The sequence below is a fragment of the Devosia sp. genome, from assembly GCF_017307565.1.
Lineage (GTDB): Bacteria > Pseudomonadota > Alphaproteobacteria > Rhizobiales > Devosiaceae > Devosia.
In genome coordinates, this window is the sequence record NZ_JAFKHD010000432.1 from 12,398 (window position 1) to 24,034 (window position 11,637).

18 protein-coding genes are annotated in these 11,637 nt (G+C 62.0%); 9 read left to right on the top strand and 9 right to left on the bottom strand.

The features are described from left to right. A partial coding sequence (locus J0I64_RS18610) for an alpha-hydroxy acid oxidase (protein WP_291410998.1) occupies positions 1-918 on the top strand: 918 nt, incomplete at its 5' end. On the opposite strand, the gene J0I64_RS18615 is transcribed toward J0I64_RS18610, so the two are convergent. Beyond that, a complete protein-coding gene (locus J0I64_RS18615) occupies positions 915-1,406 on the bottom strand; it encodes a response regulator (protein WP_291410999.1) in 492 nt (163 codons plus the stop codon). The genes J0I64_RS18610 and J0I64_RS18615 overlap by 4 nt on opposite strands. Positions 1,407-1,603: 197 nt before the next feature. Between J0I64_RS18615 and ykgO the strand changes: the two genes are divergently transcribed. Next, a complete protein-coding gene (gene ykgO, locus J0I64_RS18620) occupies positions 1,604-1,729 on the top strand; it encodes a type B 50S ribosomal protein L36 (RefSeq protein WP_046144158.1) in 126 nt (41 codons plus the stop codon). 140 nt (positions 1,730-1,869) lie between these two features. On the opposite strand, the gene J0I64_RS18625 is transcribed toward ykgO, so the two are convergent. Then, complete coding sequence (locus J0I64_RS18625) at positions 1,870-2,181, bottom strand: metalloregulator ArsR/SmtB family transcription factor (RefSeq protein ID WP_291411005.1); 312 nt, start codon at positions 2,179-2,181, stop codon at positions 1,870-1,872. Between the two features lie 77 nt (positions 2,182-2,258). On the opposite strand from J0I64_RS18625, the gene J0I64_RS18630 reads away from it, so the two are divergent. The 6 genes from J0I64_RS18630 to sulP are packed head-to-tail and all read left to right on the top strand — an operon-like array spanning position 2,259 to position 6,427. Further along, positions 2,259-2,483 (top strand): DUF2892 domain-containing protein, encoded by a 225-nt coding sequence (locus tag J0I64_RS18630; RefSeq protein WP_291411030.1) that lies wholly within the window; start codon positions 2,259-2,261, stop codon positions 2,481-2,483. Continuing rightward, positions 2,476-2,904, top strand: coding sequence for a YeeE/YedE family protein (locus J0I64_RS18635; protein ID WP_291411032.1), 429 nt, complete (start codon positions 2,476-2,478; stop codon positions 2,902-2,904). The genes J0I64_RS18630 and J0I64_RS18635 overlap by 8 nt, the downstream gene beginning before the upstream one ends. Beyond that, positions 2,904-3,344: a YeeE/YedE family protein gene (locus tag J0I64_RS18640; protein ID WP_291411034.1), complete on the top strand. Its 441-nt coding sequence runs from the start codon at positions 2,904-2,906 to the stop codon at positions 3,342-3,344. Before J0I64_RS18635 ends, J0I64_RS18640 begins: the two co-directional genes overlap by 1 nt. 24 nt (positions 3,345-3,368) lie before the next feature. After that, complete coding sequence (locus tag J0I64_RS18645) at positions 3,369-4,262, top strand: MBL fold metallo-hydrolase (protein WP_291411036.1); 894 nt, start codon at positions 3,369-3,371, stop codon at positions 4,260-4,262. Between the two features lie 48 nt (positions 4,263-4,310). Then, positions 4,311-4,637 (top strand): TIGR01244 family sulfur transferase, encoded by a 327-nt coding sequence (locus J0I64_RS18650; RefSeq protein ID WP_291411038.1) that lies wholly within the window; start codon positions 4,311-4,313, stop codon positions 4,635-4,637. A gap of 50 nt (positions 4,638-4,687) precedes the next feature. Then, a complete protein-coding gene (sulP, locus tag J0I64_RS18655) occupies positions 4,688-6,427 on the top strand; it encodes a SulP family inorganic anion transporter (protein ID WP_291411040.1) in 1,740 nt (579 codons plus the stop codon). Between the two features lie 10 nt (positions 6,428-6,437). Here sulP and J0I64_RS18660 read toward each other — a convergent pair whose 3' ends face one another. The 7 genes from J0I64_RS18660 to J0I64_RS18690 are packed head-to-tail and all read right to left on the bottom strand — an operon-like array spanning position 6,438 to position 10,998. Next, positions 6,438-7,046 carry a LysE family translocator gene (locus J0I64_RS18660; protein ID WP_291411043.1) on the bottom strand — a complete coding sequence of 203 codons (609 nt, stop codon included), beginning with the start codon at positions 7,044-7,046 and terminating at the stop codon, positions 6,438-6,440. Between the two features lie 22 nt (positions 7,047-7,068). After that, positions 7,069-8,286 (bottom strand): arsenite efflux MFS transporter ArsK, encoded by a 1,218-nt coding sequence (gene arsK / locus J0I64_RS18665; protein WP_291411045.1) that lies wholly within the window; start codon positions 8,284-8,286, stop codon positions 7,069-7,071. A 6-nt stretch (positions 8,287-8,292) separates the two neighbouring features. After that, positions 8,293-9,036 carry an arsenical resistance protein ArsH gene (gene arsH / locus J0I64_RS18670; protein WP_291411047.1) on the bottom strand — a complete coding sequence of 248 codons (744 nt, stop codon included), beginning with the start codon at positions 9,034-9,036 and terminating at the stop codon, positions 8,293-8,295. Next, positions 8,993-9,415, bottom strand: coding sequence for an arsenate reductase (glutaredoxin) (arsC, locus tag J0I64_RS18675; protein WP_291411049.1), 423 nt, complete (start codon positions 9,413-9,415; stop codon positions 8,993-8,995). Before arsC ends, arsH begins: the two co-directional genes overlap by 44 nt. Next, entirely contained in the window at positions 9,412-10,107 is a 696-nt protein-coding gene (locus J0I64_RS18680) for an MIP/aquaporin family protein (RefSeq protein ID WP_291411051.1), read from the bottom strand. Before J0I64_RS18680 ends, arsC begins: the two co-directional genes overlap by 4 nt. Beyond that, positions 10,104-10,634 carry an arsenate reductase ArsC gene (locus tag J0I64_RS18685; protein WP_291411054.1) on the bottom strand — a complete coding sequence of 177 codons (531 nt, stop codon included), beginning with the start codon at positions 10,632-10,634 and terminating at the stop codon, positions 10,104-10,106. The genes J0I64_RS18680 and J0I64_RS18685 overlap by 4 nt, the downstream gene beginning before the upstream one ends. After that, the gene (locus tag J0I64_RS18690) at positions 10,624-10,998 is read right to left on the bottom strand and encodes a metalloregulator ArsR/SmtB family transcription factor (protein ID WP_291411056.1); all 375 of its coding nucleotides are present in this window, start codon (positions 10,996-10,998) and stop codon (positions 10,624-10,626) included. Before J0I64_RS18690 ends, J0I64_RS18685 begins: the two co-directional genes overlap by 11 nt. 41 nt (positions 10,999-11,039) lie before the next feature. On the opposite strand from J0I64_RS18690, the gene J0I64_RS18695 reads away from it, so the two are divergent. Next, complete coding sequence (locus J0I64_RS18695; RefSeq protein ID WP_291411058.1) at positions 11,040-11,558, top strand: DUF6428 family protein; 519 nt, start codon at positions 11,040-11,042, stop codon at positions 11,556-11,558. Positions 11,559-11,637 lie beyond the last annotated feature (79 nt).

An 11,637-nucleotide genomic window follows, 5' to 3' on the forward strand; every position in this document is an offset into this window, starting at 1 on the left:
GCCGATGGTGAGATCAAGGCGGCCAAGGCGGCCGAAAAGTTCGGTATCCCCTTCTCGCTGTCGACCATGAGCGTCTGCTCCATTGAAGACATTGCCGAGAACACCACCGCGCCGTTCTGGTTTCAGCTCTATGTGATGCGCGACCGCGATTTCATCAATCGCCTGATCGACCGCGCCAAGGCGGCCAAGTGCTCGGCGCTGGTTCTGACCATGGACCTGCAGATCCTCGGGCAACGGCACAAGGACATCAAGAACGGCCTCTCGACGCCGCCGAAATTCACGCCCTATTCGATCTGGCAGATGATGCAGCACCCGCTCTGGTGTGCGCGCATGCTGGGCACCAAGCGGCACACGTTCCGCAATATCGTCGGCCATGTCGGTCGCGTCCATGACCTGGCGTCGCTCTCGGCCTGGACGGCCAGCCAGTTCGATCCGACGCTCAACTGGGCCGACGTCAAATGGATCAAGGAGCGCTTTGGCGGTCCGGTGATCGTCAAGGGCGTGCTTGATGCCGATGACGCGCAGGCCGCGATCGACAATGGCGCCGATGCCATCGTCGTTTCCAACCATGGCGGCCGCCAGCTCGATGGCGCGCCTTCGACCATCCGGGTGCTACCCGAGATCGTCGACAAGGTCGGGCACAAGACGGAAGTCTATCTCGATAGCGGCATTCGCATGGGGCAGGACGTGATCAAGGCGCTGGCCTATGGGGCCAAGGCGACCTTTATCGGCCGGCCGATGCTTTATGGTCTGGGGGCTGGCGGCGAGGCGGGCGTGACGCGCGTGCTCGAGATCATCCGCAAGGAACTCGATACGACCATGGCCCTGTGCGGCGAGCGCGACATTCTCAATGTCGGCCTGCACAATATCTATTCCAATGACATGCCGCCGCGGAACGCGCCGAAGGCCCGGATTTAGACCTCGGGCTCCTTGGCGCCGCGCTGATTGTCGATGCCGGCGGTGAGCTTGCGCCGCCGCCGGTCGGGCCCTGAATATTCGGGCGCCTCGATGAATTCGCGTGGCGTGATGTGGAGGCCGGCAATGCGCTTTTGCAGGTCGGTGGCCGAGAACGGCTTTTTCAAAAATTCGCTGACGCCGGCGTCGCGCGCCTCGGCAATCCGCGCGATGTCGGGCGCGGTGGACATCATGATCACGGCCGTCGTGCGGTTGGGATTGTCGAAGTCGGTGCGCATGGTGCGCACCAGGTCCACCGTATCGGGGCTGATGGCATCATCGACGACGATCAGGGAGTAGGAACGGCTGGCAAGGGCCGCTTTGAGATCGCGTACGCTGTTGACTTCGAGCACCATGCGATGGCCGAGCCCGCGCACCATGGCGGCGATCAACGACGCCATATTCCCGACCGGATCGGCGATCACGATCCCATGCTTGACGATCTTGTCCATTCCATGCCCCCTGGAACCGGCCGAAATACTAGACCGCCAAGGCTCACCTGCCGGTTAACGGGAGGACTCCGAAGCGCTCAGGAAAAGGGGGCAAAACTCTTTCTCGGGCGCGTTGACAGACGGGAGCCTTTTCCCTATGAAGGGCGCAGTTTTCGGGCGCTCTGGCGCCCCTTTTATTTGACCAGGGAATAAGACCGATGAAGGTAACCAACTCGCTGAAGGCGTTGATGACGCGCCACCGCGCGAACAAGCTCGTCCGCCGCCGCGGTCGCGTTTACATCATCAACAAGGTAGACAAGCGCTTCAAGGCCCGCCAGGGCTAAGCGTTCACTGCCAAGACTATCGACAAGGCCCGCATGCAAATGCGGGCCTTGTTGTTTTTGGCGGGGGTTGGGTGTGGCAAGCGGACAGGCCGCTTCTGGCGTCGAACCTGGAAGAGCGGACGACAACCTAACTGCACGCCTCAAGTCGTGTCGGCACAGTAAATCTCGTAGAGCGTCGTCAACACTCGCCGAACTTCATCCGAAGCCAAAGTGTAGTTGATCTGCTGGCCGTCGCGTCGTGTCGCCACCAGGCCCCAGGCCCGCAGCTTGGAGAGATGTTGCGATAGCGGGGATTGGCCGAGTTGGACCCGCTCTGCCAGTTGCCCGACATTCATTTCCTGTTCGAGCAGGTTGCACAGGATGAGCAATCGCTTCGGATTGGCCATGGCGGCCAGGAGCTGAGACGCCTGATCGGCGTTCCGCTCCATGGTCGCAAGATTCATCTTGATCATATTAGCACTTGCGTATATACGAATGTTCGTTGATAAATCTTATGCTCCTTATGGGGCCGGTTTTCAAGGAGTTCGTGATGCACCCCAATCTTGGATCTGCCGATCGCATCCTCAGAGCGATCATCGGACTGGCTCTGATCGTCGGCACATTCATCCCCTCCATGCCCCTGGCGGGCGCGACCGTGCTGCAGGCAATTGCCTTCACTGTCGGCCTTATCCTCCTGCTTACCGCCCTCGTGCGGTTCTGTCCGCTCTACCGCCTGATGGGCGTTTCTACCTGTAAGGTACAATTTCATGACTGAGTTTACCCCGGTGCTCTCGCTGCTCGGCGGCGCACTGATCGGCCTTTCGGCTGTCCTGCTCATGGCGTTTCATGGGCGCATCGCCGGCATGACGGGCATCCTGACCGGGCTGCTGCCCCCCGTGGCTTCGGACTGGGTCTGGCGTGCAGCGTTTCTCGCCGGTGCGATCGTTGCGCCTAGCCTGGTGTTGAGCCTTTCCGACCATGCCATCGCCTTTTCCAGCCCCGTGCCTTTGCCCTGGGTGATCATCGGCGGCGTGATCGTTGGCGGCGGCGTCTATTTCGGCTCCGGCTGCACCTCCGGTCACGGCGTCTGTGGCATGGCCCGCCTGTCGCCGCGCTCGATCGCGGCCACCGCCACCTTTATGGCGACGGCCATTGCCACCGTTTTTGTTATTCGACATCTCCTGGGCGGTTTCTGATGCAGCGCACATTTCTTGCTGGCGTCGTCGGTCTCATCTTCGGCACCGGCATTGCCCTCTCCGGCATGGCCAACCCGGCCAAGGTTCTCAATTTCTTCGATGTCGCCGGCACCTGGGACCCATCCCTGGCCTTCGTGATGGGCGGCGCCCTGGTGGTCACTGCGATCGGCTACCGCCTGGTGCTTCGCCGCGCAAAGCCGGTTTGCGAGACAAAGTTCCACATACCGACCAATCGCAAGCTCGACCTGCCCCTGGTTGCCGGCTCTGCCGTCTTCGGCATCGGCTGGGGGATTTCCGGCTTCTGCCCGGGTGGCGCTATTCCGGCCCTTGGCCTGGGCGAAGCCTCGGCCTGGGCCTTTGTCGGCGCCATGCTGATCGGCATTTTCGCAGCCCGCTCCATTCGCCTCGCACACGGCCAGCGCCTCGCGTCGGCCACCTGACCTCACCCTTGAAAGGAGCTCGACATGAGCACCATTCCCTTCACCACCGATCTGACCTTGAAGCCGGACGTCACCGCCTTCTTCGATGCCCCGACCAATACGATTTCCTATGTCGTCAGGGATCCCGGCTCAAATACCTGTGCTGTCATCGACTCGGTGATGGACATCGACTATGCGGCCGGGCGCATCACCTACGACGGCGCCGATCGGATCATCGATTTCATCAAGGCCAATGGCCTTGAGGTCGAGTGGTTGATCGAAACCCATGTCCATGCCGATCACCTCTCGGGCGCGCCCTATATCCAGTCCAAGGTCGGCGGCAAGCTTGGCATTGGTGAGAACATCACCGTGGTCCAGGACACCTTTGGCAAGATCTTCAATGAAGGCACCGAATTCCAGCGCGACGGCTCCCAGTTCGATCGCCTTTTCAGCGACGGCGACAGCTACCAGATCGGGGGTCTCGCCGTGCATGTCATGCATACGCCAGGCCACACCCCGGCCTGCATGACACATGTTGTTGGCGACGCCGCCTTTGTCGGCGACACGCTGTTCATGCCTGACGGCGGCTCGGCCCGCGCCGACTTCCCCGGAGGTGATGCGCGGGTACTCTACCGCTCGATCCAGCGGGTGCTGTCACTGCCTCGCGAAACGCGCCTCTTCATGTGCCACGACTATGGTCCTAACGGCCGCGACATCGCGTGGGAGACCACGGTGGGCGACGAGATCGACCACAATATCCATGTCGGACATGGCACGGACGAAGACGCCTTTGTCGCGATGCGCGAAGCGCGCGATGCGACACTTGCCATGCCCAAGCTGATCATCCCCTCGCTGCAGATCAATATGCGCGCCGGCCAGCTGCCGCCAAAGGACAAGGACGGCAAGACCTATCTCAAGGTGCCGGTCAACGGCCTCTGAGACAACCTGTCCTACGATGTTTCCCTTTTCAAATCCCGGAGCAATCCCGTGAATATCCGCCAGCTCGACGACAATTTCTCCATCACCGCCCAGATCATGCCAGACCAGGTCAAGGCCGTTGCCGCAGCAGGCTACCGGTCGATCGTCTGCGCCCGCCCCGACAATGAAGAATTTGGCCAGCCCAGCTTCGATGAGGTGGCGCGTGCCGCCGAGGCCGAAGGGCTGCAGATCTTCCATATCCCCGTTTCCGGGGGTCTTGGCGAAGGACAGATCATCCGGTTCCATCAGGCTTGGGATCGGATGCCCAAGCCTGTCCTCGGCTATTGCCGCTCCGGCGCTCGCGCCGGCAGCCTCTATGCCACGCTGAGCGAGTGAATGTCGCGTCCGGCCGGTAGCGGCCGGACCAAGGCCAGATAGAGATCCCAATGCGCCTGAAATCCTACTTTCCCATCCTCGACTGGGGGCGGCGGTATAATCGCCAGACCTTGACCAGCGACCTCATCGCTTCGGTCATCGTGACGATCATGCTGATCCCGCAATCGCTTGCCTACGCGCTGCTGGCCGGCCTGCCGCCTGAAGTGGGCCTTTACGCATCGGTTCTGCCGCTCGTTGCCTATGCCATCTTCGGCACATCTTCTGCACTGGCCGTCGGCCCCGTCGCCGTAGTCTCGCTGATGACCGCGACCGCGGTGGGGCGCGTTGCTGCGGAAGGGTCCGTGGACTATGCCAGCGCCGCCATCGTGCTCGCCCTGCTGTCGGGCGTCATGCTGACGATCATGGGGCTATTCCGTCTCGGCTTTGTCGCCAATTTCCTGTCGCATCCGGTTATTTCCGGTTTCATCACCGCTTCTGGCCTGATCATCGCCACCAGCCAGGTCGGCGGCCTTTTGGGGATCAAGACCGAGGGGCACGCCCTGCCCGAGCTGCTGGTCTCGATCTACGAGAATGTCGGGAACATCAACTTCCATACCGTCGCGGTTGGCGCGGTTGCCCTGGCGCTGCTGCTCTGGATCAGGCTCGATCTCAAGAACTGGCTGACCCGTTTCGGTCTGAGCAAAGGCGTCGCCACGATCATCGTTCGCGCCGGTCCCGTGTTCGTCGTCTTGCTGACCATGGCCTGGTCAGCCGGTATGGGCCTCGCATCCCGAGGGGTGTCGCTGGTGGGTGACGTCCCGCAAGGACTACCTATGCTCTCGCTCCCCAGTGTGAGCCTAGATCTGGTCCAGCAACTGGCCCTGCCGGCGCTGATCATCTCCATCGTCGGCTTTGTGGAATCGATCTCCGTGGCCCAGACCCTGGCTGCCAAGCGCCGCGAACGCTTCACGCCCAACCAGGAACTGATCGGCCTTGGCGCCTCCAATATCGCGGCCGCGATTGGCGGGGGCTATCCGGTGACGGGGGGCTTTGCCCGCTCCGTGGTCAATTTCGATGCCGGGGCGGCCACCCCTGCGGCCGGCGCCTTCACCGCCATCGGCATTGCCGGGGCCACGCTGCTGCTGACCCCGTTCCTTGCCATCCTGCCCAAGGCGACGCTGGCGGCGACAATTGTCCTCGCCGTGCTGACCCTGGTCGATTTTTCGATCCTCAGGCGGGCATGGTCATATTCAAAGGCGGACTTTACGGCAGTGGCGATCACCATGCTGGGCACGCTGCTGCTTGGCGTCGAAACCGGCATTGCCCTTGGTGTCGGCACTTCGATCCTGATTTTTCTCTATCGCTCGTCCAAGCCCCACGCCGCCATTGTCGGCCAGGTGCCGGGCACCGAGCACTATCGCAATGTCAAACGGCACAAGGTCGAGACCGTGCCGGGCATGCTTTCCATCCGCATCGACGAAAGCCTCTATTTCGCCAATGCACGCTATCTCGAAGACCTGGTGCTCGAGCAGGTGGCGGCCAATCGCGGGATCTCCGACGTCGTGCTGATGTGCTCGGCCGTCAATGCCATCGACATGTCGGCTCTCGAAAGTCTCGAGGTCATCGAGCATCGCCTCAAGGAGGCCGGCGTACGGCTGCACCTCTCGGAGGTCAAGGGGCCGGTGATGGACAGGCTCGCCCACACTCATTTCCTCAAGAACCTCTCCGGCGGAGTTCACCTCAGCCAGCATCAGGCGACGACCAGCGTTCTGGCAAGCCGGGCCACCAACACCACCCAGACGGCCGCCTGAAAAGGCGGCCTCAGGCCCCACTCGACCGCGTGGACCAAAGCAACCATGCGGCAACCCCGACCAGGATGAGCGCAAAGGCGCGCGACACCACGACCCGCCCCATGCCGCGGGTCAGCACTGGTTCGAGCATGCCCGAAGCGGTGACAATCGCCAGATGGATGAGCGTGGCGACGCTCACATAGACAGCTGCCAGCAGTGTCCAGGAGACAGGGCCGTCGCTACCCGCAGCCAGAAAGTTGGGCATGACAGTCACATAGAACAGGGCAGCCTTGGGATTGAGCAGATTGGTCACGAGACCCTGAACGAAGTAGCGGCCGCTCTGCACGGGCTCAGGCGGCAGGCCGGCTTCGCGCCAGGCGTCCCAGGCCAGATAGAGCAGATAGGCCACCCCACCCCAGCGCAGGATTGCAAAAAGCGCCGGGGACGCGCCGATCAGGGTGGCGAGACCAAGCGCTGCCGCAATTCCCATGATGGCCAGGCCCAGCGCCACGCCTGCCACAGCTATATAGCCGGCCGAGCGACCTTGTCGGGCCGAGAGCACGGCCAGATAGGTCATGTTCGGGCCCGGCGTGAGTTCGATGATCAGCGAGGCCAGGGCAAATCCAAGCAGGTCGGGCATCGTTGGCCTCGGGTAAGCAGGTCTAGACGGTCTGAGAAGACACGATCAGAGTTGCGCTCGATCTCGAGCGCCTCAGTATCTCACCAAATACAGCAACGCAGCTCAGACCTGCCGCCGTCAAGAGCCAGACCGAGGGCTTCGGGCCCATCGAGCCAAGCGCTACAGAGAGTGCGAAGGGCGCGATGGCTGAGACGCCCAGGCGCCCCATGCCGATCCAACCCAGGCGCCTCCCAAAACCCTGCTTGCCAAACAGGGCCAGCGGCAAGGTGCCCGACACAATGCTGAACAGCCCGCTGCCAAGGCCGAATATGATGGCGAAGGCCACGGCTCCGGCAATGGCGGGCGCGGTGAGGGCGAGAACTGCAAGCGCAGCCGGCATCAACACCGCCGAAATCACGGCCAGCATCGGGGGCGGCAGGTCCTTGCCGAACGCCATGTTGATGAGGCGGCTTGCAACTTGCGCAGGACCAAACAGGGTGGCGACGAGCACACCACTGCCGCCAAGGCCCAACAAGCCCAGCATGGGCACGATGTGGAACAGCGTCGCCGCCGAGACAAAGCCGGCGAGCGAGAAGCCGAGCACCACGAGGATGAAGGTGAAATTGCCGCTGCCACTCGCTTGTAGGACGGGCGCTGTCGTTTCCTCGACCGGCCTCTGGGCCGCCATGCGCGCAAAGCGCGTCAGCCAAACGTGCAGCGGCAGGCACACGAGGAGGTGCATGCCGGCGAAAACGAAATAGACTTGGTGCCAGTCCAGTCCCTGCAGCATCCAGGTCGTCAGCGGCCAGAAGATTGTCGAGGCAAACCCGGCAATCAGCGTCAGATAGGTGATGCTGCGCTGCGCCTGCGGTCCCGTCGCCTGCGCCAGGAGCGCGAACGCTGTCGAATAGAGCACAAAGGCCGAAGCGAGCTCGACGAGGATCAGCCCGGCAAGAAAAACCGAAGCGTTGACGGCAAGACCACAAACGATAAGTGAGACCGCCGCGGCAACCGACCCGATCGACAGCACAAGGGCAGCGCCATGCTTGTCGGCGAGGCCCCCCGCATAGGGAGAGATCAACCCACCTGCCAGAAGCGCCAGGGAAATTGACCCATAAACCCACTGGACGGCAATGCCGAATTCCTCGGCAATACCCGGCGCTAGGATAGAGAAGCTGTAGTAGAGCGTCCCGTACCCGATGATCTGAGTAACACCCAGCGCCCCGATCGCGCCGGCGTTGGATTGGGTCGATTTAGGCATGTCGTGTCAGATCGCCTTGAGGCCGACCCGCTCCTCGAGTTTGGCCGCGGCCTCTTTGCGTTCGCTGTAGCGGGAGGTGAGGTAGCCGGAAACGCCACGGTTGATCAGCGTGAACTTGACCAGCTCTTCCATGACGTCCACCACCCTATCGTAGAAGGATGACGGTTTCATGCGACCGTCGGGCTCAAACTCCTGAAAGGCTTTGGCCACAGAGCTTTGGTTGGGGATCGTCACCATGCGCATCCAGCGACCGAGAATACGCATCTGGTTGACCGCATTGAACGATTGCGAACCGCCCGAAACCTGCATGACGGCAAGTGTTCGGCCCTGCGTCGGGCGGATCGCGCCGCCAGGGAGAGGTATCCAGTCGATCTGGGCTTTCAGCACCGAACTCATGGCGCCATGCCGCTCGGGGCTCGTCCACACTTGGCCCTCGGACCAGACCATCGCCTCCCGCAATTCCTGCACCTTCGGGTGATCGTCCGGCGCGTCGCCGGGCAGAGGCAGGCCGTGTGGATGGAAAATCCGAACTTCCGCGCCAAGGCTTTCGAGGAGCCGCTGGGCTTCTAGCGTCAGCAACCGGCTATAGGAGCGTTCTCGCAAGGAGCCGTAAAGCATCAGAATTCGCGGCTTGTGCTGCAGCACCGGGGCGATCAGCCGCGACAGCTCAGGCACTTCGAACGCGGCGGGAACGATATTGGGCAGATCAGACAATGCGCTTGCCCTCGGCGTCGATGATGACTTCGCCATCGTCCTTGGTGAAGGGCCCGATATCGGGGTTTTGGAGAATGTCGAGCACCACTTCGGAAGGCCGGCAAAGGCGCGTGCCGACTGGCGTTTCGACAAACGGCCGGTTGAGCAGGACCGGGTGTTGACCAATAGCGTCGAGCAGCGCGTCGTCGGTCAGGCTGGTGTCGCCAAGGCCAAGCGCTTCATAGGGCGTGTCCTTCTGGCGGAGGGCCTGGCGCAGCGTGATGCCGGCAGCGGAAACCAGTTCAACGATGCGTTCGCGGCTCGGCGGGTTCTTGAGATACTCGATCACGGTGGGCTCGACACCGCTCTGCCGGATCATGGCCAACGTGTTGCGGGAGGTGCCGCATTCGGGGTTATGATAGATCGTAACGGTCATGATGGGTCTTCCGGATTAATGGGGAGATCGCTGCCGGAGGGCACGCGAAGTAGCCAAGTCATCAGCGCGAGGGCGACAAGCGCCCCGGCCACCTGAGCGAGGATAAAGCCCGGCAGATCGAGCGGACGAATGCCGGAAAAAGTGTCGGTGAAGGACCGCGCGATAGCGACGGCCGGGTTGGCGAAGGATGTCGACGCGGTGAACCAGTAGGCAGCGGTGATGTAGAGCCCGACCAGCATGGGTACGGCCTTCCGCTCGAAGCGGATGCCGGCAAAGATAATGGCAACTAGCCCGAAAGCGGCGACGCTCTCCGAGAACCACTGCGCGCCACCAGTCCGGATCGTGCTCGAAGCCTGCACCAGGGGTAGAGCGAACATGGCGTGAGCGGCAATCGCTCCCAGCACGCCGCCGAGTGTCTGCACCAGGGCATAAAGGCCCGCGTCCCGCGCCAGCAATTCACCGCGAATTGCAAAGACCAGCGAGACGGCCGGGTTGAAATGGGCGCCCGAAATCGGCCCGAGCGTGCTGATCAGCACGACGAGAATGGCACCGGTGGCGATAGTATTGGAGAGCAATGCCAGCGCGACATCGGTGGTCAGGGTTTCGGCCATGATGCCGGATCCCACCACTGTCGCAACCAGCAGCCCGGTGCCGAGTGCTTCGGCAGTCAGGCGGCGGGAAAGATCGATCATGCGGCCCCAGCGGACTTCGAGGTACTGCCTTCCATGGCCCCGATGCCACGGAGCTTCGAGGTCAGAGCCATGCGGTCGATACTTTCGAGAGGAAGGCTCATGAAGGCGGCTACACGATTGCGAAGATAAGTTAGCGCGTCTTCGAATGCAGCCTGCTGCTTGAATTCAGGGCCGGCAACGGCAGCAGGGTCTTCAATGCCCCAGTGCGCGGTCATCGGCTGACCGGGCCAGACCGGACAGGCTTCGCCGGCGGCGTTGTCGCAGACGGTGAAGACGAAATCCATTTTCGGGGTGTCGGGTATCGCGAATTCGTCCCAAGGCTTGGACCGCAGACCCTCGACGGAGATGCCGGCGCTCTTCAAAGTGGCGAGGGTCATCGGGTGCACTTCGCCTCGCGGTGTCGAACCGGCGGAGTAGCCGCGGAAGCGGCCATTGCCGACGTGATTGATCAGGGCTTCACCGAGAATAGAGCGAGCCGAATTCCCGGTGCACAGGAACAGGACGTTGTAGACGCGATCAGCAGGCACAGGCGTTCTCCTTGGCGTTGGCGGGGGTACAGCATTCGGCAGCGACGGCGGCAGCTGGCATGCAGACCTCGGGATGGCCGGAGCAGCAGTCGCGCATGAGGAATTCGACGAGTCCGGATAAGCCTTCGAAATTGGCACTGTAGATGATCGAGCGGCTTTCGCGGCGGGATTGGATCAGCCCGGCACGCTCGAGGTGGGCAAGATGGAACGAGGCGCTGGATGACGACGCATCAACGGCTTCGCCGACAGCGCCAGCCGCCATTCCCTGTGGCCCTGCCTGCACCAGGATCCTGACCATGCGGAGGCGGGTTTCCTGGCTCAAGGCGCCGAATGCATTGAGGGCTTGCGGTTCTTCGAGTTTCATCTCAATATCTCAACAATTATTGAAATAATGGATAACCCAACATGACCGAGCGCGCAACTCTCCCTTACGTTGAGGTTGAATCTACGCTTGGCGTAGTGCTCGCCCGATTGGCGGACCGCGACGAGCTTCCCCTCTCTATCCAGTATGGCGACCGTGTCGTTCAGGCCGGCTATCTCATCACGGAAGTGAAGGCCGGCTCCTTTGTCACCTTGGACTGCGGCGGCAATCCCGATACGTGGCAAGAGACGGTACTGCAGGTGGAGGACATCCCGGCTAAGGATGATCGTCTGGAGATGACGGCAGGGAAATTCCGGTCGATCCTCGCACAGGTCGAAAAGAAGGTTCGTCTCGACCATGATGCAAGGCTCACGATTGAGATCGGGCGCCCTGGCGAGGCCATGCAGGTCTTCGACATTGCAAACCTGTCTATAGGGGAAGATGCAGCAGTTCTCACGCTAGGCGTTCGAGCCGCCATCTGTAAACCGCGTCATCGTGCAGAGCAGGATGCAGCGGCAGCTTCATGCTGCGCGCCCTCCAGCAAGACCAGTGGGTGCTGTTAAGGCAGACGTCGGCGCCCTTAACAGCGCCGGGAGTGTCCGCTTCCAGGATGGTTTGGCTAATACCTTAATGACCGAAATG

Bases quoted from the DNA above. Each gene is read 5' to 3' on its own strand.
- J0I64_RS18615 (WP_291410999.1), bottom strand. From the start codon at position 1,406: ATGGACAAGATCGTCAAGCATGGGATCGTGATCGCCGATCCGGTCGGG.
- ykgO (WP_046144158.1), top strand. From the start codon at position 1,604: ATGAAGGTAACCAACTCGCTGAAGGCGTTGATGACGCGCCACCGCGCG.
- J0I64_RS18625 (WP_291411005.1), bottom strand. From the start codon at position 2,181: ATGATCAAGATGAATCTTGCGACCATGGAGCGGAACGCCGATCAGGCG.
- J0I64_RS18630 (WP_291411030.1), top strand. From the start codon at position 2,259: ATGCACCCCAATCTTGGATCTGCCGATCGCATCCTCAGAGCGATCATC.
- J0I64_RS18635 (WP_291411032.1), top strand. From the start codon at position 2,476: ATGACTGAGTTTACCCCGGTGCTCTCGCTGCTCGGCGGCGCACTGATC.
- J0I64_RS18640 (WP_291411034.1), top strand. From the start codon at position 2,904: ATGCAGCGCACATTTCTTGCTGGCGTCGTCGGTCTCATCTTCGGCACC.
- J0I64_RS18645 (WP_291411036.1), top strand. From the start codon at position 3,369: ATGAGCACCATTCCCTTCACCACCGATCTGACCTTGAAGCCGGACGTC.
- sulP (WP_291411040.1), top strand. From the start codon at position 4,688: ATGCGCCTGAAATCCTACTTTCCCATCCTCGACTGGGGGCGGCGGTAT.
- J0I64_RS18660 (WP_291411043.1), bottom strand. From the start codon at position 7,046: ATGCCCGACCTGCTTGGATTTGCCCTGGCCTCGCTGATCATCGAACTC.
- arsK (WP_291411045.1), bottom strand. From the start codon at position 8,286: ATGCCTAAATCGACCCAATCCAACGCCGGCGCGATCGGGGCGCTGGGT.
- arsH (WP_291411047.1), bottom strand. From the start codon at position 9,036: ATGGCGAAGTCATCATCGACGCCGAGGGCAAGCGCATTGTCTGATCTG.
- arsC (WP_291411049.1), bottom strand. From the start codon at position 9,415: ATGACCGTTACGATCTATCATAACCCCGAATGCGGCACCTCCCGCAAC.
- J0I64_RS18680 (WP_291411051.1), bottom strand. From the start codon at position 10,107: ATGATCGATCTTTCCCGCCGCCTGACTGCCGAAGCACTCGGCACCGGG.
- J0I64_RS18690 (WP_291411056.1), bottom strand. From the start codon at position 10,998: ATGAAACTCGAAGAACCGCAAGCCCTCAATGCATTCGGCGCCTTGAGC.
- J0I64_RS18695 (WP_291411058.1), top strand. From the start codon at position 11,040: ATGACCGAGCGCGCAACTCTCCCTTACGTTGAGGTTGAATCTACGCTT.